Consider the following 23,802-nt stretch of genomic DNA (forward strand, 5'->3'; position numbering starts at 1 on the left):
CGGTAAACCTCTGCGAATCTCTCTGCCGGGTGACCGGGGAAGAAAGGACGCTGATGGAGACGATCGAGAGCGGAGACACGGGAGGCTGAAGCTTTACGCTTCGACGGATTGTAATCCGGCCCTCCGTTCAGCCCCCAGCTGACGCCGAGCAATGAACGGGCGGCTTATACGGGCAAACGTTCCAAGAAGCAACCCGGCAGAGGGATTTTCTCAGGATGCCGTTTTTATCAGGCAAATGTCAGCTTGTGCGATGGAGCTGGGATTTCCCGCCCTAGTTCACTGGGAGCCTCAATCCAAGCTTCGATGGCGTCATATGCATTATGCACGGCCTCTTCAGGCGTATCGCCATCGCTCATGCAGCCAGGAAGATCAGGTACATAGGCGCCGAAGCCGCCGCCATCTTCATCAGCGAGGGGAGAAACAACGACCGGATATTTACGATAGGTCACGCGCATTCCTCACAGCTTCGACAAACTCTAAGAGTTTCCTGATATATACAGGCTTGATAGGCTTTTAAAAGGGATGGTGAGAATCTCAATTTGTGAAGCGTGCGTGATCTTATAGTGCGAGCTACCGGCGCGAGACCTCTCACAAAAAATATCAAACTCTTTACAAACCGCCTGTACATCTTCAATGCGCCAGTCTGCCTTCGGATTCCAGCGCATCTGTTCAAGGCGTTTGCTCATCGAATACCGCAACAAATAGATTTGGACAACTAAGAGAAGGGTATTCGACCACAGTCAATCTATCACTTAGGCTAACACTGGGTAGTCTGGTGTCGGGCCATCCTAGCATGAAAGCTTGACTTCGCGCTTGGCTATAGGCACATCGCGCGGCAGATTGGCGCTATAGGTTCACTGGAGGCATCGCACATGTCCATTGCATTCACCTTTCCGGGTCAGGGAAGCCAGGCCGTAGGCATGGGCAAGGCGCTGGCGGAGAATTTTGCCGAAGCCAAGGCCGTCTTCGATGAGGTGGATGAGGCGCTTGGCGAAAAGCTCTCTTCAATCATTTGGGATGGACCGGAAGAAACATTGACGCTGACGGCCAATGCGCAGCCGGCGCTGATGGCCGTGTCTATCGCGGTTCTTCGAGTGCTGGAATCGAAAGGTGTGTCTTTGCAGGACAAGGTTTCCTTTGTCGCGGGTCACTCGCTCGGCGAATATTCTGCACTCTGCGCAGCCGGTACTTTCTCGCTTTCCGATACGGCAAGGCTCCTGCGCGTTCGTGGCAATGCCATGCAGAAGGCAGTACCCGCGGGCGAGGGTGCAATGGCCGCCATCATCGGTCTTGAACATGAAGATGTCGAAGCCATTTGTGCCGAAGCATCCAAACAAGGTCCCGTTCAGATCGCCAATGACAATGGCGGCGGCCAGCTGGTTATTTCCGGAGCAAAGGCGCCCGTAGAAGTCGCTGCTGCACTCGCGACTGCGAAGGGTGCAAAGCGCGCCCTCATGCTGCCGGTGTCTGCCCCCTTCCATTCCGCACTGATGGAGCCAGCGGCTGCAGCCATGCGCGAGGCATTGGCACGTGTCACCAAGCGCGATCCCGTTGTCCCGCTCATCGCCAATGTGCGCGCAGCTCCGGTGACGTCCGCAGACGAGATCGCTGCTTTGCTGGTCGAACAGGTAACAGGACAGGTGCGCTGGCGTGAAACTGTACAATGGTTTGGCGAAAATGATGTGACTACGCTGTATGAGATCGGTGCTGGTAAGGTGCTGACTGGTCTTGCGCGCCGTATTAATAAGGACATTTCCGGTGTAGCCGTGGGCACCCCGGAGGATATCGATGCGGCGGTAGCTGCCCTGAACGCTTGAAAAGGAACCCGCAATGTTTGATCTCACAGGCCGTAAGGCTCTTATCACAGGTGCGACAGGTGGAATTGGCGAGGCCATAGCGCGCGCGCTCCACGCCCAGGGCGCTATCGTTGGTCTGCATGGCACACGTGTCGAAAAGCTTGAAGCTCTCGCGGCTGAACTCGGCGAACGCGTCAAGATCTTTCCGGCTAACCTTTCCGATAGAGATGAGGTCAAGGCGCTTGGCGAAAAGGCCGAAGCTGATTTGGAAGGCGTTGAAATCCTCGTCAACAATGCAGGAATCACCAAAGACGGGCTTTTCGTGCGTATGAGTGATGCCGACTGGGACAATGTGCTTGAGGTCAATCTCACCGCTGTCTTTCGTCTGACCCGCGAACTTACCCACCCGATGATGCGCCGGCGCTACGGCCGGATCATCAATATTACTTCTGTGGTGGGCGTGACCGGCAATCCGGGGCAAACCAACTATGTGGCCTCGAAGGCAGGGATGATTGGCTTCTCAAAATCTTTGGCGCAGGAAATTGCCAGCCGCAATGTCACCGTCAACTGCGTCGCGCCCGGCTTCATCGAATCGGCGATGACCGACAAGCTCAACGACAAGCAGAAGGAGGGCATCATGTCGGCCATTCCGATGCGCCGCATGGGCACTGGCGCCGAGGTTGCATCGTCGGTTGTGTACCTCGCCAGTAGCGAAGCTGCCTACGTCACGGGCCAGACGATTCATGTCAATGGCGGCATGGCAATGATCTAAGCCGACTGCCTGGGTCGCACGATTGCGCCTGGCGGTACGGTGGGTATTGTCCACAATCACATTTATGAGATTGAGGCTGCGAATAAAGCGTGATAAGTCGCGCACCAGTCTGGGTAATCAAACCGATTTGATGCCCTTTCAATTCCGCAAGGAAAAGAGCCGCGAGGATGGGTGTTTTAGCTGTTAAACAGGGTGAAATGACCATCTTATTGCTTGATTAGAGTCATCCGTGCCGCTAACCAAGGCATAGAGAAAAACAACAGGTTGAGGTTTCCACATGAGTGATACTGCAGAACGCGTCAAGAAAATCGTTATTGAACATCTGGGCGTTGATGCCGAGAAAGTCACCGATGGTGCGAGCTTCATCGACGATCTGGGTGCAGACAGCCTTGATACTGTCGAGCTCGTGATGGCTTTTGAAGAAGAGTTCGGCGTTGAAATCCCGGACGATGCTGCTGAGACGATTCTGACAGTCGGCGATGCCGTCAAATTCATCGACAAAGCATCTGCCTGAGTTTCGTTCGGCTCGCCATCGCATGGATCGTGATATAAGGTACTCTGCCTTGCTCGTTCATGCATGGGGCCGGAAACAATCATGTTGCGTATGACATTGAAGGATCGGCCATGAGGCGTGTTGTCATAACCGGCCTTGGGCTGGTGTCTCCTCTTGCATCTGGGGTTGAAGCCACCTGGTCGCGGCTTCTTGCCGGCCAAAGCGGTGCCCGGCGTGTAACTGAATTTGAAGTTGAAGACCTGCCTTGCAAAATCGCTTGCCGGATTCCGGTAGGCGACGGGACAGATGGTACGTTCAATCCGGACGATTGGATGGAGCCGAAAGAGCAGCGTAAGGTCGATCCATTCATCATTTACGCCGTTGCAGCTGCCGATCAGGCGCTTGCCGATGCCAAATGGGCACCGGAAAGCGATGAGGACCAGATTCGGACGGGTGTTCTGATCGGGTCCGGTATTGGCGGTCTCGAAGGTATTGTCGAAGCAGGCTATACGCTGCGCGACAAGGGGCCCCGCCGTATCTCTCCCTTCTTTATTCCTGGCCGTTTGATCAATCTTGCTTCCGGGCACGTCTCCATCAAGCACAAGCTGCGCGGCCCGAACCATGCGGTCGTTACCGCCTGCTCAACCGGTGCGCATGCTATTGGCGACGCATCGCGTTTGATCGCTTTCGGCGATGCGGATGTGATGGTAGCCGGTGGTACGGAGTCGCCGGTCAGCCGGATTTCGTTGGCCGGCTTTGCTGCTTGCAAGGCTTTGTCCACATCGCGCAATGACGATCCGACCGCCGCATCCCGTCCCTATGATGATGACCGCGATGGTTTCGTCATGGGCGAGGGCGCCGGTGTCGTTGTCCTTGAGGAGCTGGAGCATGCTCTCGCACGTGGTGCCAGGATATATGCCGAAGTGATTGGCTACGGCCTTTCCGGCGATGCGTATCATATCACCGCGCCGTCCGAAGATGGCGACGGTGCGCAGCGCTGCATGGAAATGGCATTGAAGCGCGCCGGGATCACGCCCGACGATATCGACTACATCAATTCACATGGTACATCGACCATGGCCGATACGATCGAACTCGGTGCCGTTGAGCGCGTTGTCGGCGATGCGGCATCGAAGATATCGATGTCGTCCACCAAGTCTTCCATCGGCCATCTCCTCGGGGCTGCCGGTTCGACCGAGGCGGTTTTCTGCGCGCTGGCCATCCGTGACAATATCGCTCCGGCAACCATCAATCTGGATAAGCCATCCAAGGAAACCAAGATCGATCTGGTTCCGCACAAGCCGCGGGAACGCAAGATCGATATCGCGCTGTCCAATTCCTTCGGATTTGGCGGCACCAATGCCTCGCTCGTGCTGCGGCGTTACCAGCAGTGATTGATTAATGGCGCAAGCGCTTTCGCGCTTTCGCCATATTCGCAATCGATTCTACCGGCAGTCGGACCGGATAACATGTCCAGAGGTGCTTGTGTGAGCTCAGATCAAGAATCTGGAGAGACAAACGGTTCAGGTGCTGGCAGCATGCCAGAGCGCAAGCCGATTGTTCCACAATCGGCCTCTGAAGCATTGCGCCCCGAGCCCGGCACACCGCCGCCTGCGCCAAAAAAGCGCTCCCGCCGTGCTCGCAGCCAGATTGTCGTATTCGCGAATTTCCTGTTGTCACTCGTTGTTCTGGTGGTACTCGTTGCGGCCGCTGCGGTCTATTTCGGCAAGGTAGCATTCAACGCGCCCGGGCCGACAGAGGTTACCACCAACTACGTCGTCAAAAGCGGCACCGGAATAATCGAAATTGCAGACGGGCTTGAGCGGCGTGGCATCATTACCGATGCTCGTGTTTTCAAGTACGGTGTTCAGGCCTATGGCTACCAGCGGGACATGAAGGCGGGAGAATATGAGATCAAGGCACAGGCCTCCATGCGCGAAATCATGGATCTCTTGCGGAGCGGTAAGTCGGTTCTCCATTCGCTGACGATCCCCGAGGGATTGACCGTCGAGCAGACGTTCCAGCGTATTCGCGAAGACGATGTGCTCACCGGCGACCTGCCAGCCGTCCTGCCAAACGAAGGTTCGCTGTTTGCAAATACTTTGCGCTTCTCTCGCGGCACGACCCGCGAAGAACTCGTGAAGAAGATGCAGGCGGATCAGAAGAAACTTGTCGAAGATATCTGGGAGCGCCGTGATCCCACTATTCCGCTAAAGACGATTGAAGAGTTTGTGACGCTGGCTTCCATCGTTGAGAAGGAAACTGGAAAGGCCGATGAACGTCCGCGCGTCGCCGCCGTTTTCATTAATCGGCTGAACAAGCGCATGCGTCTGCAATCGGATCCGACCATCCTCTACGGTCTGTTCGGCGGCAAGGGAAAACCCGCCGACCGGCCCATACTCAAGTCAGATCTCGAAAAGCCAACGCCTTACAACACCTATACCGTGAATGGCCTTCCACCCGGCCCAATTGCCAATCCCGGCCGCGATGCATTGGAGGCCGTTGCTCATCCGTCGCAGACCAAAGATCTCTACTTTGTCGCAGATGGCAGCGGTGGGCATGTGTTTGCCGAGACGCTTGAAGAACACAATGATAATGTGAAGCGCTGGCGCGAGGTAGAAAAGAACCGTCTGGACGAAGCAGCCAAGGCGGCTACCGGAGACAATAACGCCTCGCCGGACGCTGGCAGCGGCAATTAGAATTGGAAAGGTCTGACCTGATCAGGCCTTTTGTGGGGGAAAGATGTCTTTGCAAAGCATGACGGGATTTGCCCGTCACCTCCGGACCAGCGCAGGTGCGCAGATCTCGTGGGAAATCAAATCTGTCAACGGCAAGGGGTTGGACGTACGCTTCCGCTTGCCCGCAGGCTTGGAAGCCATTGAGCAGAAAGCGCGCAACCTTTTCAGCCAGCATTTCAAACGCGGCAACTTTCAAGCCGCACTGACGGTCGAAAGAAGTGCTGGTCTTGCCAAATCAATGGTCAACGAACCGCTGTTAAAGGAGTTGGCTGCGATTGCGGCGCACTTGCGCGAAGAGTATGGGCTTGCGGCTTCGACGCCCGAAGGTCTGATGGCCCTACGCGGAGTTCTTGAGGTGCCGCAAGAGGTTATCGGGCCGGAAGCTCAAGCCGAGCTTGAAGGCGCGGTTCTCGCGGTGCTGGATGAAACGCTCATTCAATTGGCTCACAATCGCGAGGCAGAAGGCAAAGCCCTTGGCGAGATTTTGAGGGTGCAAATTACGACGGTTGAGATGCTGGTACAACAGGCAAGGCTCGACCCCAGCCGCTCGCTTGATGCTATTCGCGCTCGATTGGCCTCCCAGGTTGCGGTCCTCCTTGATGCCTCTCCGGCCCTTGATGAGGCCCGGCTGCATATGGAAGCTGCATTCTTGGCAACGAAGGCCGACATCCAGGAAGAGCTCGACCGTCTCGAAATGCATGTCGCATCCGCTCGAACCCTTCTCGATGAAGGAAACGGTGTAGGCCGCAAGCTCGACTTTCTGACGCAGGAATTTAACCGCGAGGCAAATACGCTGTGCTCGAAGGCCAATGCAGCCTCCATTACAACGATCGGGCTTGACCTGAAGGCTGTTGTGGATCAATTGCGCGAGCAGATACAGAATCTGGAGTAGCCATGCCGAACAGCATCAAAAGACGCGGTCTCATGCTCGTCCTGTCGTCTCCCTCCGGGGCAGGGAAGTCGACGATTGCCCGCCTGTTGCTTAACGATAAAGAGAAACTCGAACTGGCGTTGTCGATCAGCGTGACTACCCGTCCGCGTCGGCCCAGCGAAATTGACGGGGTACACTATCATTTCATTTCGGTACGTGAGTTCGAACGCTTGCGCGATAGTGATGAACTGATCGAATGGGCAGAAGTTCATGGCAATTTCTATGGCACACCACGCGAGGCAGCGGAAAACGCCCTTGCCGATGGTCAGGATATGCTTTTCGATATTGATTGGCAGGGTGCCCAGCAATTGCAGGATAAGATGAAGGGCGACGTTGTCAGCATCTTCATTCTGCCGCCATCCATGGCCGATCTAAAGCAGCGCCTGCATCGGCGCGCCGAAGACACCGAGGAAGTGATCGACATGCGCCTGCGCAATGCGCGCAACGAGATCGAGCGTTGGCGTGCCTATGACTACGTCATCGTCAATGAAGATCTGAATCGGGCCTATCATCAGGTCCAGTCCATTGTAACAGCTGAACGCCTGCGCCGTGACCGTTGTCCTGGTCTGTTCGACTTTGTCAGCAATCTGCTGGACGAAAAGCTCTAGAGCGCGTTAGCCAAGGCTACGAACTCGTCAATCGAGAGCGTTTCCGCCCGGCGCGTCGGATCGATACCTACCTTCGTGAGCAGTGTCTCACCGCCGAGCCGCTTGATGCTCTGGCGCAGCATCTTTCGTCGCTGCCCAAAGGCTGCCTGGGTAACGCGGCCAAGCGTGGCGGCGTCGCAGGCCAGTGGTTCGGCGCGTGGCACCAGGTGGACCACGGATGAAGTAACCTTGGGTGGCGGGGTAAAGGCCTGTGGCGGGACATCGAAGGTAATTTTCGCCTCCGTTCGCCAGCCGGCCAGCACACCCAGACGGCCATAGGCGTCTGCGCCGGGCCGGGCGACTATGCGCTCGGCCACTTCGCGCTGAAACATAAGCGTCAGCGATGCGTAGAAAGGTGGCCACGGTTCGGCAAGCAGCCAGCCGATCAGTAATTGTGTGCCGACATTATAGGGAAGATTGGCAATGATCTTTACCTTGTCGTCTCCCGCCAGCGCTTCGAAATCGGTTTCAAGTGCATCCCCGGCGACCACACGAAGACGCCCGGGATAATGGTCGGAGATTTCCTGCAATGCGGCCAGACAACGCTCGTCACGTTCGATGGCGATGACGTTGGCCCCCTGAGCCAACAGAGCGCGCGTAAGGCCGCCTGGTCCAGGGCCAACTTCGATAACCGTCTGTCCCTGCAAATCGCCCGCCTGCCGAGCGATCTTGGCAGTGAGGTTGAGGTCGAACAGGAAATTCTGGCCAAGCGATTTCTTCGCCATGAGCTCATGGCGATCGATAACCTCTCGCAATGGGGGAAGGGTGTCGATACTCATGCAGCGGGGTGCTTTTGCTGCGCATGGTGCGATGCAAGTTCGTCGGCAAGGCGCAAGGCGGCAATCAGACTATCCGGCTTGGCTTTGCCTGAACCTGCGATATCGAACGCAGTGCCATGATCCGGAGAGGTGCGCACAAAAGGCAGGCCAAGCGTGACATTGACGCTGTCATCAAAGCCCAATGTTTTTGCCGGTATCAGCGCCTGGTCATGATACATGCAGATGGCGGCATCATAGGTTGCCCGGGCCGCGGGGTGGAACATTGTGTCCGCCGGGAGAGGCCCCCTCACATCGATGCCCTCTGAACGCAGTGTTTCTACTGCGGGACGGACGACAAGCTCATCCTCCATGCCCATGGTGCCGTGTTCGCCCGCATGCGGGTTAAGCCCGGCAATCGCAAGTCGCGGATTGGCAATGCCGAATTGATCCTTCAGGGCAAGGGCGGTAATCCGGGAGACGGTCAGAATGGTCGCCGTATCAAGAACAGCGGGGACATTGCTCAAAGCAATATGGATGGTTACGGGAACTGCCCGAAGCAACGGGCCCGCTAGCATCATTACCGGCGTCACTTCACGCCCCAGGTGTTGGCCCGCGAGATGCGCGAGAAACTCTGTATGCCCGGGATACTGGAATCCAGCCTCATAGAGCGGCTTTTTGGCGATTGGACAGGTCACAACCGCACGGGCTCTCGCACAAAGGGTAAGAGCTACGGCCTCTTCGATAGCCTCAATCGTTCCGGCTGCATTCCGCTTGAGCGGTACACCCGGCTGATTTGATTGACGATTTTTCAGCGCGACAATCGGCAAGGCGTGTGCAAATGCATCGGCCGCCGCCTCAGGTGCCGTGATTTCCAACGGAATTTTCAAGCCGAGGAGGGCGGCGCGCGCGGCGATCAATTCCGGATCAGCAAGAAGAAAAAATGCTGGAAGCCGCATTTTCTCACGCAATAGCCACGCAGCGATGGCAATATCCGGGCCTACGCCCGACGGATCACCGGAACTGACGGCGAGTGCGGCGGTGATCATTCGTTGACGATTTTCGCCTTGCTGCGCAATTCATCGAGATATTTCTTGTCGACTGCTGCTGCTGTTGGGTCCTGCTTGCCAGCGCCTGCCGCAGCCGCATCCTCCTGGGTAAAGACCATACGTGCAACGCGATCATCGGAAACCTGGCGGGTTGAGCAAATTCCAAGAAATTCGACGCCCTTGTCCGTGTCCTGGATCGCGGTGGCCTGGCCAACCGGCGTAGAGGTGACCTGCTTCGACCACTCTGGCGGCAACTCCTGTTCAATGAATTTACCAAGATCGCGCACGGTGACGTCGAGAGTCCCCTTGGCTATATCACGTGTTGTGTTGCAGCCACTGAAGCGTGCGCGCAGGGCACTGGCTTCACTGCGGCGCTTGGGCAGAATGCCTTTGTTGTTGGCAGGCACGACGAATATGACCTGTTGCAATTGATACTCGGTCGACACTGGCTTCTTGCCGCCGTCTTTAAGCATGCGCTGCACCGCTTCCTGCTCACTCACCTTGGCGCCACCACCCGGTGTGCGGTTACGCGCGGAGAGCGCACGTCCCCAACTCATCTGAAGACGGATATATTCCTTGAAGTGTCCCGGTGTGACGCCGGACTTGTCGAGTACACCAGTAAGCTGGGCAATCGTCATTTTGTTGTTGGTGGCGAACCGTGCAAAGGCGTCAGTCACTTCGGTGTCCGAAACGAGCATATTGAGACGTTTCAGTTCCTGACGCTTCAATGCCTCGTCGGTCAGCTCGTCGCGCGCCTGCTGCGTAAGATTGCCCTTCTTGCGCTGGAGTTTCAGAAATGCCGCGCGCCGCGCAATGTCGTAATCGGTGATTGGAGCTCCATTGACGACAATCTTGATTTCGCTCGCGGCAGTCGGCAAAGTTAGGCCAACTGTCATGGCAGAACTCAATGCGGTGGCAACAGCTGCTGCAAGAATATGCTTCCTCACCATCATTTCTCACTATTTCCGATCGTATAGTATTCGTGCCGAATGGATTTCAGCTTCGTTGTTGGGGTGCTTGACCCACTTATTGTCGCTTTACTAAGGCAAAAGCATGACTGGCCGCAAGTGCGGCCAGTTCTCGCAAGTGGTTAGATACCCCCGATATCGACCGGCTTGCCAAATTCCCACAGGGTCCGGAACGAAATGTTGAAGCCGAACTTGGTGGTTTTATCGCCTTCTCCGCCGCTGGCGGTGACAGGCTGCTCCTGTTGATAATACATCATGTATGTGAAGCACTCATCGTCATACGCCAATGCCGCTGTCCGCTTTACAAGTGTATCGGAAACCATGTCATAGGTTCCGGAGCCGAGGACACGCCAATTCGGTGTAATTTTTGCCGATCCACCAACAGTTATTTCCTGCCTGTCATTGGCGAAACCGTATGTGGGCTGCGAATCGATGAAGGCATACTTGACGAAAAGCGTTCCATACTTGCCGGAAGTAGTGCTCGCAACTTCCGCGCGTCTGACGTCAAACGTGTCCTTGTCGAAGCGGCCGCCTGTTGTCAGGGTGAAAGCACCATGCGTGGCACCAATCATTGCAACATAATCGGAACGTGCTGATTCGAGCCCCGATTCCGCACCGGCGTTGACGAAGTCGCTCGTTGCAAAGGAGTTAAGGCCGCCCAGTTGGAACGATTGGCCGGCAATACCATTGAGCGACCAGCCATTGTTGAATGTTCCGGAATAGCGGAGGCCGAGGTTGGCGCGGGTGCCGCCTTCCACGCGATCATATCCGGAGTACTTGTCTCGATCGAAGAGACTTGACGCATCGAACACGAAGCTTTGTGCATCTTCGTTCGGCATTTTGCCCGCGTAGGGTTCATTGTTGCGAACGAAGAGTTGCGCCGTCGGCTCAAGCACGTGGGTCGAACTGGTGGTCGAGAACAGGATTGGCCATCGTGTTTCGAGTCCGGCGGTTGCCATCGCACGGAAAGCCTCTGAACGCGTAACGCCGATCGAGTCAGAATTGACATACATCCCGTCACCGCGGAGCGCGAGAAGGGGGGTGATAACGAGACCGTAGTCAGAAATGAACGTGCGTTTCCACTCCGCTTCGGCGGTAATCCGGCCGTCATTGCCCTCAACGCCGGACAAATATCCACTGCGTGTCAGACCCGTTGGAGCAGTGCCGTCCTCTCTGTCACGATACAAATTCTGCAGATTGACATCGACATTCAGCTCGCCCCCGGCGACGGATTGCGTCGGCGTATAGGCGTAGTCAAGGCTTGGCAGAACCCATGGCTGCTTGGGTTCCGACGCGCTAGGATTGGAATCCGGAATACTTTCCTGCACAAGGAACTGATAGAAGCGCAGGTCGAAGTAATTACGATCGTGCAGGCCGGTCAAATAGACCTGGTTGGTGATGTTATAGCCGTCGTAGTTCTCAATCCCGTAACGATAGGCAAATGCCTTGTCCGTTTGGGCCATGATATTCCAGCCGTATGACCAGCGTGGATTGATCCGGAATGCCCCACTCGTGCCGATCATCGCGCGGTTTTTGGATTGGTCCTCCGGCTCGCTATCGCTAAACTCGTTCGGATCTTGCTGGCTGATGCCTGCAAGCCTGATGCTATAGGCGCCGTTAGCAAGCCGGTGACGCCATTCTGCTTCACCAAGGAATCCTTGCTTCGTGTAATATGTGCCGGTCGTGGTCAAATCATAGTTTGGAGCCAGGGCCCAGAAGTAGGGCACGCTGATGCCAGAACCAAGTTCGGTTTCGTGGGTGTAGCTCGGCATCAGAAAGCCGCTCTTGCGCTTCACTGTCGGGTCGGCAATTTCAAAAGCCGGCAGGAATGCCAGCGGCATACCGAACATCTCGAAGCGGCCACGCTCGAAGCGAATGGTTTTTTTCTTGCCGTTCCAGACGATCTTCTGCGCACGAACCTGCCACAGGGGCGCTTTGTCCGGCTTCGCGCGGCAGGGCTCGCAAGCGGTATAGACACCGTTATTGAACGTTGTCAGTTCGCCGCCGATACGCTCGGCACTCTCGGCGGCAAAACGTGTATTGTCGGCCGCTTCGACGCGCAATGCATTGACGAAACCTTCGCGGAAATCGTCGGTAATATCAAGATTGTCCGCATAAATCCTGTTGCCGTCTTTTTCGACGATCTCAACTTTGCCCATCGCTTTCAGGCGGCCGGTATTCTGGTCATAGGTGACCTGACGCGCAACGAGCCTGTTGCCATCATAATCGATCTGCACACCGCCAACCGCTGAGATGGTTTTGGCGTTGATGTCATAGATGAGTTCATCCGACTCCAGCAGCAATTGAGCATTTGGATCCGTCTGAATATTACCGACGAGCGCATCACTCGTCTGAGAATAGGCTGGGAGCGAAATCCCGCCCGCAAGGCATAGCACCGCCGTTCCACACGCAAGGCGTGCAAACCACGTCGGCAACACCGAGCGCGTTACATTCAATCCCACTCTAACCATCCTCCTTGTGCAGTAGAAAGGAGACCCCAAAGAACGTCGCAATCAACACGGGTGTCCATGCTGCAATGAAAGGCGGGACGAATCCCGCATTACCAAATGCCTTGACCACAACAGTGACGACATAAAGCACGAAGCCTGCGAGGACGCCACCCAGAATCATCGTTCCCGATTGTCCAAAACGTACAAATTTCAACGAAACGGTTGCAGCGATTAAAGTCATCGCCATCAGGAGTGCGGGCAAAGCCAATAAAGACTGGAAATGCATGTCAAAAGCGTTGGCTGGATAGCCAAAAGAGCGAGCTGCGGCAATTTTGTTACGCAGCTCAAAAAAAGGTATCGTCTCGGGGCGGGCGAGGCTTTCTTCAACGAATTCAGGGCGAAGATGCGTTGGAATTTGCGCCGTTGCTTGAGAAACCGGGGTCTCGCCCAACACGAATTTCGTCACATCGTTCAGCCGCCAGAAACCGTCTTCGAGGTCAGCGGTTTTAGCGTCGAGCCTTTCGAGAATGTCCTGATTCTTGTCGAGGCGAATGAACGTGGCATCGATGAGTCGCAACCCCCGGTTGACGATCGATTTAGCGCCGATAATCGTCTCTCCGTCCTCGGTCTTCTGTCTCAACCAGGGCACGCGATCGGCCGAGACATCATTGGCTTTTCCGGCGCGCCAGTTAGCCGTAATCTGTTCGCTTCTCTCAAAGCCCCAAGCGGCCAGCGGATTGACGACCAGAACAGCGGCCAGTCCGAACAGAAATGCGCCGGTGCACGCGGGCAAGAGAAACTGCCATGCCGAGACGCCGACGGAGCGGGCGACGACCAGCTCATATTTCCTGTTGAGGGATATGAGTGTCGCCATCGCGGCAAACAGCGCAATGAATGGAAACACCTGCTGCATGATATAGGGTATGCGCATTGCCGACAGGCCGAATGCCTGGATCGCGGAATAATCCGGCAGAGACGACAATTTGCCGGACAGTTCCGTAAAATCGAGGATAAGAGCGAGTGCGAAGCTTCCAAGCAGGAAATAGGTGGTGATTACCACGTAGCGGAGAAAGAAATAACGCCCGAGGGTCCAGCCGATCATTTCCTGAATCCTCCGCGCTTGCGCCCGAATAATTTTGCTACTGCACCGGCGAATGCCGTCTGTTGTGACGCGACAGTATTCCTGGCCCAATTGGTCCATGTCACCGGTACGCCAATCTGGCGATTGGTGGCGAGCGCGTATGTCGCTGAGAGAGCGGCAAGAATCGGAAAAGCAAAGAGCAAGGGTAGCAATGAAGCATTCTTATCCGTGCTCTGACCTGTCGAATATCCCAGCCAGAATACAATGAGGCTCAAGGTGATCGCGGTGAAAGAGGCAGATATGCGTGCTTCGCGATGCGACCGGGAATCTGCTGCTGCGGCCAGGGAAATTAGAGCAAAGACAATGGGATACATCCAATCCGACAAACGTTTGTAGAGCTCCGACGTATAGCGGAGCGGCCTCTGCTGATACTGCTTGTCATTGGGATCCGGATTCCACAGATAATCAAGAGGACGATCCTTCGGGAAAATACTGACTTCCTTGTCGTCCGACGAGAGGAAAGCCGCAAGATCAAGCGCATAGGTATTGAATTTGATGATCGAAACATTGCCCGTCTGGACATCGCGGCGATCGATTTCGCCGTCCTTCATAATCAACAAGCTTTGAGCGCCGGTTTCAACAACCAGGCCGTCCTTGGCGTAGTAAATCAGGTCGGTGGTTTTATCTCGCGAATCTGAAACGAAAAGGCCTTTGATCGCTCCATTGGAATCGCGGTTCTCGATCTGGAGATAGAGGTCTTTGTCGAGTTCCTTGAACGTGCCCTGTTGAACGACGAGATTGATGACGTCAGCGCGCGCATCCGCCACCATCTGGCGCATGTTCATCTGGGAGTAGGGCACAACGAAGTTGGCGATCAGGAACGACGCGATCGCGATAACGATTGCAAAAAGCATGACGGGCCGGATCACGGCAGAACGCGGCGCGCCGGCAGCATTGATCACCACCAGTTCCGAATCCTGATTCATCGTCGAAAGCGTTTGCGTCACAGCAATGACGAGTGCAAACGGCATGACGATGGGGAAGGCATTGGGGAGCAGGTTCGAACTGAATTTAAGGATATAGAAAAAGCTCTGACCGCTGGTGGTGAGGAAGTTGATTCGTCCAAGGACCTGGACGATCCATGTAATTGCGACCGCTGAAAGCAGCACCGCAAAAAACATGACGACGATCCGTCGCAAGATGTATATCTCAATCAGGCGCATGTCATGTTTCGCAAAGAGAGTTCCGCCACCTTGTTCGACCAGCCGTTCGCGCGTGTCCGACCGTTCATCTATGCCATGGGAGCCATGGCATTATTTTGCCGCACTATGGGACGAACCCGTTACATGTTCAACAAACCCGACATATGTTCACTCTAGTCAGGCTTGGCTAAAAATAGGCGAAGAAAGCTGGTTAACAAGGCCTTAGCCAACCCCTTCGTCGTTAACCCCTCCATTCATCAGTTCTGATGAATAGGAAAGTCACATTTTTGTTCATCTGGAGATATCATGTCCAAACGTCCATCCATCAGTTTCGCCAAATTTGCAGCCGTCGAAAGCGGCACTGCAATCTTGCTGGTTGCCGCTGAAGGCAAAGTCGCTGCAGAAGCCGAATCTGTTGTCGGACCAGCATTGCTGTCGCGTATCATCGATGTCTCGGAATTCAAGGGAAAACTGGCGGCGACCCTCTCGACGATTGCACCCGCGGGTACGGAACTGGAGCGGGTAATATTGGCCGGCGCCGGCGATCCGGCCAAACTGAACGGGGATGACTGGCTGAAAATTGGCGGCGCGGCGCTTTCAAAGATCGGCACCGCCAAGAACGTGGCGGTCGTTCTCGCCTTGCCCGGCGCCGGCATCACGGCCGAAAATGCCGCCGAATTTGCGCTTGGCATGCTGCTGCGCTCTTACACCTTCGACAAATACAAGACGAAGAAAGACAATGGCGACGGCGAGAAGCAAGAGAAATTTGCTGCAAAGATCACCATCCATGTAGCCGATCCCCAAGCCGCGAAAAAAGCCTTCGCCAACGCGGAGGCCGTGGCAGAGGGTGTGATTCTAGCGCGCGATCTCGTCAACGAACCCGCCAATATCCTCGGTCCCGTCGAGTTTGCCGAACGTGTTGAGGAACTGAAAAAACTGGACGTCAGGGTCGAAATCCTCACCGAAAAGGACATGAAGAAGCTTGGCATGGGCTCGCTGCTGGGTGTCGCGCAGGGCTCTGTGCGTCCGGCGCGCCTGGCTGTCATGGAATGGCATGGCGCCAAGGGCAAAGATAAGCCGATTGCTTTTGTCGGCAAGGGCGTCACGTTCGATTCGGGTGGTATCTCCATCAAACCCGCCGCTGGCATGGACGAAATGAAAGGTGATATGGGTGGCGCCGCGGCCGTTACGGGCCTCATTCATGCACTCGCTTCACGCAAGGCCAAGGTCAACGTGGTCGGCATCATCGGCATTGTCGAAAACATGATCAATGGCGATGCTCAGCGTCCGGGCGATATTGTCACCTCCATGTCCGGTCAGACCATCGAGGTTCTCAATACCGACGCCGAAGGGCGTCTTGTTCTCGCCGATGCACTCTATTATTGCAACGAACGCTTCAATCCAAAGTTCATGATCAATCTCGCAACGCTGACTGGTGCTATCATGGTGGCGCTTGGCGTCTACCGTGCAGGCCTCTTTTCCAACGATGATGTGCTCGCGGGACAACTCTTCGACGCCGGTCAGGCGACTGGTGAAAAGCTGTGGCGCATGCCGCTCGGCGATGAATATGACAAGCTGATCGACACCAAGAACGCCGATATGAAGAATATCGGTGGCCGCCATGGTGGCGCCATCATCGCTGCACAGTTCCTGCAGCGCTTTGTTGGTGGCACGCCTTGGGCGCATCTGGATGTTGCCGGAACGGCTATGGGCTCACCGGCGACGGAGTATAATCAATCGTGGGCCTCGGGCTTCGGCGTGCGCCTTCTCGATCGGCTCGTTCGAGACCATTTCGAGGGGTAAATTCGGTGGAGGTCAGACTCTACGGAACCGAGGAAAGTGTCTATACCCGCATGGTGCGGCTTGTCCTCTTGGCAAAGGAGGTCGAGTTTGTGCTGATTGAGACGGATCCGTTTGAAGGAGGTAGATTGCCGGAAGATTACAATCTCCGGCATCCCTTCAAACGTATTCCGGCGATAGAAATGGACGGCGTGCGTCTTTATGAAACCGACGCCGTCGTCCACTACATCGACGCGGTCATTGAACGCCCGGCGCTGACGCCCTCAGATGCTGAAACGGCTGCACGCATGCGCCAGATCATGCGGATAGTCGATAATTATGCCTATCGTCCCTTGGTTTGGGGGCTATACGTTCCAGTCTGGTGGCGTGAGGGGCTGGAACCGGCGCAGGAGGCCCTTGAGAAATCACGCCAAGCTCTTGGGGTGCTGGACGGTTTCTTTGACACCTCGCCCGATGCGTGTTTCAACCGCTGGACCTTGGCGACATTCTATCTTGCCAGCGTGCTTGGAGCCGCAGACAGTGTGCCGCAAGGAACGGCCCTGATTGACGAATGCCCTCGCTTGCGCGAATGGTGGAATGGCTTTCGAATGGAACCAGTCATGGCAAAGACCCGATCGAAACACACGAAATTCTGACCCCGAGCGCAAATGACCGAAATCCTCTTCTATCATCTGACTGAATCGACGCTGGAAAATGCGCTGCCCGGTCTGGTTGAACGCTCGCTCGAACGTCAGTGGAAGGTCGTCATTCAGACCGGTTCGGAGGAGCGGCGCGACAGTCTCGACAACCACCTGTGGACCTGGTCCGATGCCTCCTTCCTGGCCCATGCGACCGATCAGGAGCCGCATCCCGAAGAGCAGCCCATCATACTGACCACGGGTGACAGCAATCCAAATGGTGCAACGGTGCGCTTCCTCGTCGATGGTGCAGAACCGCACAATGTCGGGGTCTATGATCGGCTGGTGCTGATGTTCGATGGCCACGATCAGCAGCAACTGGAGCAGGCGCGGGCACAATGGAAATTGTTGAAGGAGCAGGGTCACACGCTGACTTACTGGCAACAGAACGCCGAAGGGCGTTGGGAAAAGAAAGCTTGAGAGATTATTGATGCGGCCCGTTCTATTGCTCCTCTTGGTTGTTGGGATCGTGCTCGGGGTGGGGTATCCTTGGGTTGCGACGAATTTTTCGGGGGAGGAATTGGGCTCCTGGCGTGTTTACGACCGTCCGGGCCCCTACAAGCCTGTCACCGTTAACCTGAAGAAGGGTGACGCGCCGGTACGCGCATTCGTCGATATGCAGCCCCTGCGCAATTTCGTCCCTTCAGAAGGACGTACGGCCCTGACTGCTGTCGTGACGCGTCAGGGCAAGGATGTTCTCGTCAAGACGTTGACCTATGTCAGTTCCAAGGCAACCAACAAGGGTTCGCCGCAAGGCCCGCAGGTCTATCGCGACAGTATCGGCGACATCGACCCGGTCGAAGACGGCGAGCATGTTTTCACCATCGGTCCGGGCGACTATGATGGCCTGGAAGTAGCGCAAGTCGATCTCGTCTTGCGCAGGGATGTGATCGGCTTCGACCGGCGCGCCGTACCTGCGGGCATTGCCCTGATTGCTATCAGTATTTTCGGCCTTGTTCGTCTGCGCCGTGGCCGCAAGGCTGCGAGCCATGAAATTCCACCACCGAAATGGGGCAGGTGATGGCCGATCAGGCAACTCCTTTTCCAACCATCCTGACCGAACGGTTGCGCCTGCGCCAATTCCAGCCGAAAGACGATGCCGGTCTGCATGCGTGTCTCGGCAATGAGAGGCTGGTGCGCTATTGGGATTTTTCGGCCTGCGAAAACATTCAGGAGACCCGGCGCTGGGTGCGGATTCTCGCCAAGACCACGTCACCTTACGAATCGATCGCATGGGCGGTTGCGGACGCGAAAACCGATGAGTGCATTGGCATGGTCAATTATCATCATCGTGAAGCGCGCAACCGCAGGCTGGAAATTGGCTATATTCTCAACGCGGACTGGCATCGCCTTGGCTTGATGAGCGAAGCCGTTCAGGCCCTGATAACGCATTGCGTCGATAACCTGAAGACGCGGCGCATCGCGGCGATCATCCATCCGGACAATGCGCCGTCGATAAGGCTGGTAACACGACTCGGATTTCAATGTGAAGGCGGACCGCTGCGGGACTATTGGCGCGTCGGCAACAGTTTCATGAGCCCGATGCTCTACAGCTTCATCGCCAGTTGAGGATTATCCGGCTGCTTTTCGGTGATGCGATATGCACAACGCCGCGCGCCTTTCAGTATGTGTTCGAACCGACTGATCTCGACATCCGGCCCTAAGGCTCCTTGAAAGACTTCCAGCTCCGAGCGGCACAGCTTCTGACAGGCTTTTGCCGCAACACAGATCGGGCAATGATTCTCAATCAGAACAAGATCACCGTTCAGCTCGTGCTTGGCCTCGGCCATATAGCCTTCAGCGGAGCGAATTTCAGCCAACTGCCGGACCTTGGCTTCTATGGAATCGAGTGGCTCCAGCGCTGCACGATATTGATTCAGTGTGGCCTTTTCCCGATGAGAGATCAGACTGTCGAGCCCGGCGTCACCGAACACTGCCGAGACGGATGCGAGTATTTCCGCCGTGAGTGCCGCGTGATTGTCGGGAAACTGGGCGTTGCCTGCGTCGGTCAAATGCCAGTAACGCTTTGGCCGCCCAACGCTTTCCCGGCTGTCTTCAAAACCGACAAGACCATCTTCACCGAGGCGAGCCAGCATTTGCCGCACTGCCACCGGAGTAATTCCAAGCCGTTCACCGAGCGCGGCCGCTGTCAGCGGCCCGGCAACCTTCAGCGAATAGAGCATGCGATTTGTCGTGCGATCCTGCATGGTCGTAAGATAGCAAGAAAAATTTAAAAAGCTATTGCTTGTTTTATTAAGAGGAATATAAAAACAAAAAACTTGTTAAATTGAGGAAATGCCATGCATGACGCGCCTGAAACCGGCAGTACCAGCTGGTCGGAACTCTTGAGCCCTCGCTATTCGGCGGCAACAATGACGCTTTGCCTTGGTGTGGCGCTGTTTGCCTTCAACGGCTTTCTCGTTTCTACCTCGCTGCCCACAGCCGTCCGGGAGATTGGCGGGCTTGAACTCATTTCCTGGGCTTTTACACTTTATCTCGTCCTCTCCATTGTCGGCGGTGCCAGCGGTGCGTTGCTCAAAGCGCGGCTTGGTGCGCGCACGGCTTTGGTCGGCTCGGCGCTTGTGTTCCTTGCCGGAACCCTCATCGCCGCCTTCGCTTCGTCGATGACAGAGGTCCTGATCGGCCGCGCCCTGCAGGGCTTGGGCGAGGGTATCATCGCCGCCACCTGTTATGCGCTCATTCCCGAGCTCTTTCCTTCGCGTCTCGTTGCCAAGGTGTTTGGTGCGGAAGCCGTTGTCTGGGCCGTTGCCGCCTTTGGCGGGCCGCTGGTTTCCGGGCTGCTGACCGAGCACCTGTCGTGGCGCGCCGCGTTTTTGGTCAATGTGCCGCTTGCATTGATCTTTATTGCGCTGGTCTTCCGCATTGTGCCCAAATTTTCCGGTGAGGTCGCGCGGCTTTCTGTTCCCTTTCTGCGGCTGGCTGCCATCGGTTGTGGCATTATGCTCGTTGCGCTCGCCAGTATTATGCAGGCGATCATGCTGGAGGTTCTGTTCGTGCTCGGCGCGGCCGCGATGCTGGCCGCGGTCATTGCTGTCGACCGGCGCAGTCGCGCGCCGCTTTTCCCATCCGATGCCTTCGCGCTGAACTCCACCGTCGGCATTGGGCTGTGGATCGTCCTGCTCATGCCGGTAGCGCAAGCTTCAACCTCGGTCTATCTGGTCATGACTCTGCAGGATCTCTGGGGATACGGCCCGACCAAGGCGGGTGCTTTCAACGCCACCTTCGCCATCGCATGGAGTACTTGTGCGATCTTCGTCGCCAATATTCAGGATCCGCGCTACCGGGCCTGGCTGATCCGCCTGGGACCCACATTGCTTGTTACCGGCCTTGCCGTCATCGTCTTCGGCTTTTCACTCGATATGCCGCTTGTGGTGATGCTGGGACAGATCTTTATCGGTACGGGTTTTGGCGTGAGTTGGGGCTTCCTCAGCCAGGCAGTCATGGAATCGGCGCGCAGCGGCGAGCGCGATCGCGCTTCGGCACTGCTACCGACCCTGCAATCCGCGGGTTATGCGATCGGCGCCGCCGTCGCCGGACTAACTGCCAATGCCGTGGGATATCCGGAAGCGACGACACCGGATGCTTTGCGCGGGGCCACGATCGCGATCTTCATCGTATCGACTGTCATTGGCATTGGTGCACTCATTGCAGGCTATGCCTTGCCGCTTCGCAAACAAAATCTGCTGGCGATCGAAATGCAGAAACAGCTATAGGTGGCCGATGGCAATCGATGAACGCGATTTGAAGGCCGATCCTGCGGTGGTCAGGATTTGGGTCGAGGGATGGGCGCTGACACGGCAGGTGACAGCGCCCGTTTTCGCGAACGGTGGCTATCGCATTGAAGTCGGTCTGCCGGACCAGAAGCGGCGGCATGTGTTCGCGGCCTATTCCGATCATGTCCGCCAGCATGCGGAGACAATTTCCGAACCGTTTGTCTTCCTTAAAGTCTGTGCGCCACCGGGAATTGTCCGGACCAATCTGCCGCAACCTTGGCGGCTTGAATCGCCCGGATTCATGATGCTGCTCTCCGGACCGATGCCGGGTGGACCTGCTTGCCTGCCGGATGGATATGTCTTCGATCATCAGCAGCACGCCGGCGTCACCATCGTGAATGTCCTCGATGGGAGCGGTGAGATTGCAGCGACGGGACGGATCGGTTTTCCGGGTGAGCTTGCGGTCTATGACCGGATTCGTACGCACGATAACCACCGCCGCAAGGGGCTTGGCCGTGCGCTTATGAAGCAGCTTGAAACGCTTTCGCACGACCAAGGCGTGCGTCGTGCGGCGCTGGTGGCAACTCCGGATGGCCGGGCACTGTACGAGACGCTCGGCTGGCAGCTGCACTCACTTTACACGACCGCCGTTATTCCAGCGGTAGTATCCGGGGGGTAACCGGCGCTACTGCGCCAGCTCCGTCATCGCTTCTTCATACTCGCTCGAAAGTGTCAGCCACTCTTCTTCGGCGCGAGCGAGCGACGATTTCGCATAGCCGATCTCCTTGCCGATCTGCGTCGCCTTGGCGGGCTCCCGCGTGTAGATGATGGGATCGGCAAGCTGAGTCTGCAGCGTATCGATCTTTTTCTGGAAGCGGTGCACTTGCGCCTCGGCTTCCTGGATCTTCTTCTGCAGAGGCTTCAGGGCTTCGCGCTTCTGCGCGGCAAGCTTGCGCTGCTCGGCTTTTGTCAGCTTCTGGCCTTCGTCAGTCGCAATCTTGCCATTGCCAGTCCGCTCGGCTTTGGCGTCGGCCAAAACCAGCGAACGATAGGCGTCGAGATCGCCATCATAGGGTGCAACGCCGCCGTCGCGCACCAGCCACAGCCGGTCCATGGTCGCCTCGATCAGATGCCTGTCGTGGGCGATCAGGATGACTGCGCCGTCGAAATCGTTGAGCGCATGCATCAGCGCTTCACGGCTGTCGATGTCGAGATGGTTGGTTGGCTCATCGAGGATAAGCAGGTTCGGGCCTTGGAAGGTTGCGAGGCCCATCAGCAGCCGCGCCTTCTCGCCGCCTGAAAGATCCTTCGCGGCCGTGTTCATCTTGACGGTGGCAAGTCCCATCCGTGCAACGCGGGCACGCACCTTGGCTTCCGGGGCGTCGGGCATCAATTTGCGCACATGCTCGATCGCATTGTCTTCGGGAATGAGATCGTCGAGCTGATGCTGGGCAAAGAACGAAATCTTCAGGTTCGGCGCCACGGTCATCTTGCCGCCTTGCAAAGGCAGACGTCCACTGATCAGCTTGGCCAGCGTCGATTTACCATTGCCGTTCGAGCCGAGCAGCGCGATGCGATCGTCCGCATCGATGCGTAGATTGAGGTGCCGAAGGATAGGCTTGCCGGGTGCGTAACCGACTTCGCCGCTTTCAATCGCGATGATTGGCGATGCCACCACCTTTTCCGGTTCCGGAAAATGAAATGGCTGCACGTGATCTTCGATGACAGCGGAGATCGGCTTCAGCTTCTGCAGTGCTTTCAAACGGGACTGCGCCTGCTTGGCCTTGGAAGCCTTCGCCCGAAAGCGTTCCACGAACGCTTCCATGTGCTTGCGATGCGCTTCCTGCTTGGTGCGCTGCTTTTGCTGCAGCTCGAGCGCTTCGCTGCGCAGTCGCTCGAACTGGTCGTAATTGCCCTGCCATAGCGTCAGTTTTGTCTGGTCCAGATGAATGATCGAATTGACTGCTGAGTTCAGGAGATCGCGGTCATGGCTGATGAGAATAACCGTGTGCGGATAACGCCGCACATAATCCTCGAGCCATAGCGTGCCTTCGAGATCGAGATAGTTCGTCGGCTCGTCGAGGAGCAGAAGGTCGGGTTCGGCGAAAAGAACCGCGGCCAAAGCGACGCGCATGCGCCAGCCGCCTGAGAAGGACGAGGCGGGGCGCTTTTGTGCTTCGGCGTCGAAACCCAAACCGGAAAGGATGGCGCCAGCGCGTGCTTCTGCCGAATGGGCATCAATATCGGCCAGCCGGATATGAATATCGGCGATGCGATGGGGATCCGTTGCCGTTTCGGCTTCGGCAAGCAGGGTGGTGCGTTCAGCGTCGGCGGCAAGTACGATTTCGATCAGCGAATCTTCGGTGCCTGGCGCTTCCTGCGCGACTTGGCCGATACGGATATTTTTCGGCAGGAAGAAATCGCCGGTTTCCGCGTGAAGCTCGCCGGTTATCACCTTGAAAAGCGTGGATTTGCCCGCGCCGTTGCGCCCAACGAGGCCCGCCTTGGTGCCGGATGGCAGGTTCAAGCTGGCGTGATCGATCAGCAGGCGGCCGGCCATACGCACGGATATGTCGTCAAGAATAAGCATGGCCGCGCTTTTGCACGGGAATTGCCTTTTCCGCAAGGTATTCGTGTTGCATATCTGATGTGCATGGTTCGACGAGGCTCACCACGAGGGAAATTGTTCGACTGCAAAAGGCAATCACC

Annotated in this window: 23 protein-coding genes; 14 read left to right on the plus strand and 9 right to left on the minus strand. The window is 56.5% G+C overall.

Going from position 1 to position 23,802, the window contains the following annotated elements; genetic code table 11:
* Positions 1-227 precede the first annotated feature (227 nt).
* On the minus strand, positions 228-449 hold the full coding sequence (locus tag CU103_RS14725; RefSeq protein ID WP_245448807.1) for a type II toxin-antitoxin system HicB family antitoxin: 222 nt from the start codon (positions 447-449) through the stop codon (positions 228-230).
* A gap of 423 nt (positions 450-872) precedes the next feature.
* On the opposite strand from CU103_RS14725, the gene fabD reads away from it, so the two are divergent.
* From fabD to gmk, 7 genes are all read left to right on the plus strand, one after another.
* Complete coding sequence (gene fabD / locus CU103_RS14735) at positions 873-1,817, plus strand: ACP S-malonyltransferase (RefSeq protein WP_106664749.1); 945 nt, start codon at positions 873-875, stop codon at positions 1,815-1,817.
* Between the two features lie 13 nt (positions 1,818-1,830).
* On the plus strand, positions 1,831-2,568 hold the full coding sequence (fabG, locus tag CU103_RS14740; RefSeq protein WP_106664751.1) for a 3-oxoacyl-[acyl-carrier-protein] reductase: 738 nt from the start codon (positions 1,831-1,833) through the stop codon (positions 2,566-2,568).
* A 277-nt stretch (positions 2,569-2,845) separates the two neighbouring features.
* Positions 2,846-3,082, plus strand: coding sequence for an acyl carrier protein (locus CU103_RS14745; protein ID WP_091880344.1), 237 nt, complete (start codon positions 2,846-2,848; stop codon positions 3,080-3,082).
* 110 nt (positions 3,083-3,192) lie between these two features.
* Positions 3,193-4,455, plus strand: coding sequence for a beta-ketoacyl-ACP synthase II (fabF, locus tag CU103_RS14750; protein ID WP_106664992.1), 1,263 nt, complete (start codon positions 3,193-3,195; stop codon positions 4,453-4,455).
* Positions 4,456-4,530: 75 nt separating this feature from the next.
* Positions 4,531-5,760 (plus strand): endolytic transglycosylase MltG, encoded by a 1,230-nt coding sequence (gene mltG / locus CU103_RS14755; protein ID WP_410010311.1) that lies wholly within the window; start codon positions 4,531-4,533, stop codon positions 5,758-5,760.
* Between the two features lie 43 nt (positions 5,761-5,803).
* A complete protein-coding gene (locus tag CU103_RS14760) occupies positions 5,804-6,691 on the plus strand; it encodes a YicC/YloC family endoribonuclease (protein ID WP_106664754.1) in 888 nt (295 codons plus the stop codon).
* Between the two features lie 32 nt (positions 6,692-6,723).
* On the plus strand, positions 6,724-7,338 hold the full coding sequence (gmk, locus tag CU103_RS14765) for a guanylate kinase (RefSeq protein ID WP_210203768.1): 615 nt from the start codon (positions 6,724-6,726) through the stop codon (positions 7,336-7,338).
* On the opposite strand, the gene rsmA is transcribed toward gmk, so the two are convergent.
* From rsmA to CU103_RS14795, 6 genes are all read right to left on the minus strand, one after another.
* Complete coding sequence (gene rsmA, locus CU103_RS14770; protein ID WP_106664757.1) at positions 7,335-8,156, minus strand: 16S rRNA (adenine(1518)-N(6)/adenine(1519)-N(6))-dimethyltransferase RsmA; 822 nt, start codon at positions 8,154-8,156, stop codon at positions 7,335-7,337. The two genes, gmk and rsmA, sit on opposite strands and share 4 nt — an antisense overlap.
* The gene (pdxA, locus tag CU103_RS14775; RefSeq protein ID WP_106664759.1) at positions 8,153-9,181 is read right to left on the minus strand and encodes a 4-hydroxythreonine-4-phosphate dehydrogenase PdxA; all 1,029 of its coding nucleotides are present in this window, start codon (positions 9,179-9,181) and stop codon (positions 8,153-8,155) included. Before pdxA ends, rsmA begins: the two co-directional genes overlap by 4 nt.
* Entirely contained in the window at positions 9,178-10,134 is a 957-nt protein-coding gene (locus tag CU103_RS14780) for a SurA N-terminal domain-containing protein (RefSeq protein ID WP_106664761.1), read from the minus strand. Before CU103_RS14780 ends, pdxA begins: the two co-directional genes overlap by 4 nt.
* 137 nt (positions 10,135-10,271) lie before the next feature.
* Complete coding sequence (locus CU103_RS14785; protein ID WP_210203764.1) at positions 10,272-12,611, minus strand: LPS-assembly protein LptD; 2,340 nt, start codon at positions 12,609-12,611, stop codon at positions 10,272-10,274.
* 1 nt (position 12,612) lies between these two features.
* A complete protein-coding gene (gene lptG / locus CU103_RS14790; protein ID WP_106664765.1) occupies positions 12,613-13,701 on the minus strand; it encodes an LPS export ABC transporter permease LptG in 1,089 nt (362 codons plus the stop codon).
* Positions 13,698-14,903: an LptF/LptG family permease gene (locus CU103_RS14795; protein WP_106664767.1), complete on the minus strand. Its 1,206-nt coding sequence runs from the start codon at positions 14,901-14,903 to the stop codon at positions 13,698-13,700. The genes lptG and CU103_RS14795 overlap by 4 nt, the downstream gene beginning before the upstream one ends.
* A 285-nt stretch (positions 14,904-15,188) precedes the next feature.
* Here CU103_RS14795 and CU103_RS14800 point away from each other — a divergent pair, with 285 nt between their 5' ends.
* Genes CU103_RS14800 through CU103_RS14820 form a run of 5 tightly spaced genes read left to right on the plus strand, consistent with a single transcriptional unit; the run spans position 15,189 to position 18,928 of the window.
* On the plus strand, positions 15,189-16,685 hold the full coding sequence (locus CU103_RS14800; RefSeq protein WP_106664769.1) for a leucyl aminopeptidase: 1,497 nt from the start codon (positions 15,189-15,191) through the stop codon (positions 16,683-16,685).
* Between the two features lie 5 nt (positions 16,686-16,690).
* Entirely contained in the window at positions 16,691-17,317 is a 627-nt protein-coding gene (locus tag CU103_RS14805; protein WP_146147802.1) for a glutathione S-transferase family protein, read from the plus strand.
* 12 nt (positions 17,318-17,329) lie between these two features.
* On the plus strand, positions 17,330-17,779 hold the full coding sequence (locus CU103_RS14810) for a DNA polymerase III subunit chi (protein ID WP_106664773.1): 450 nt from the start codon (positions 17,330-17,332) through the stop codon (positions 17,777-17,779).
* Positions 17,780-17,789: 10 nt separating this feature from the next.
* A complete protein-coding gene (locus tag CU103_RS14815) occupies positions 17,790-18,380 on the plus strand; it encodes a hypothetical protein (RefSeq protein WP_106664775.1) in 591 nt (196 codons plus the stop codon).
* A complete protein-coding gene (locus CU103_RS14820) occupies positions 18,380-18,928 on the plus strand; it encodes a GNAT family N-acetyltransferase (RefSeq protein WP_170117039.1) in 549 nt (182 codons plus the stop codon). Before CU103_RS14815 ends, CU103_RS14820 begins: the two co-directional genes overlap by 1 nt.
* Here the strand turns inward: CU103_RS14820 and CU103_RS14825 are convergent.
* Positions 18,907-19,542, minus strand: a complete 636-nt coding sequence (locus CU103_RS14825) for a helix-turn-helix transcriptional regulator (RefSeq protein WP_245448810.1) — start codon at positions 19,540-19,542, stop codon at positions 18,907-18,909. The two genes, CU103_RS14820 and CU103_RS14825, sit on opposite strands and share 22 nt — an antisense overlap.
* A 117-nt stretch (positions 19,543-19,659) precedes the next feature.
* Between CU103_RS14825 and CU103_RS14830 the strand changes: the two genes are divergently transcribed.
* A complete protein-coding gene (locus CU103_RS14830) occupies positions 19,660-21,093 on the plus strand; it encodes an MFS transporter (RefSeq protein ID WP_106664780.1) in 1,434 nt (477 codons plus the stop codon).
* Positions 21,094-21,100: 7 nt separating this feature from the next.
* Complete coding sequence (locus CU103_RS14835) at positions 21,101-21,772, plus strand: GNAT family N-acetyltransferase (protein WP_106664782.1); 672 nt, start codon at positions 21,101-21,103, stop codon at positions 21,770-21,772.
* Between the two features lie 6 nt (positions 21,773-21,778).
* On the opposite strand, the gene CU103_RS14840 is transcribed toward CU103_RS14835, so the two are convergent.
* Entirely contained in the window at positions 21,779-23,683 is a 1,905-nt protein-coding gene (locus CU103_RS14840) for an ABC-F family ATP-binding cassette domain-containing protein (protein ID WP_106664784.1), read from the minus strand.
* Between the last annotated feature and the right edge of the window lie 119 nt (positions 23,684-23,802).

Source organism: Phyllobacterium sophorae, assembly GCF_003010965.1.
In the GTDB taxonomy this organism is placed as follows: domain Bacteria; phylum Pseudomonadota; class Alphaproteobacteria; order Rhizobiales; family Rhizobiaceae; genus Phyllobacterium; species Phyllobacterium sophorae.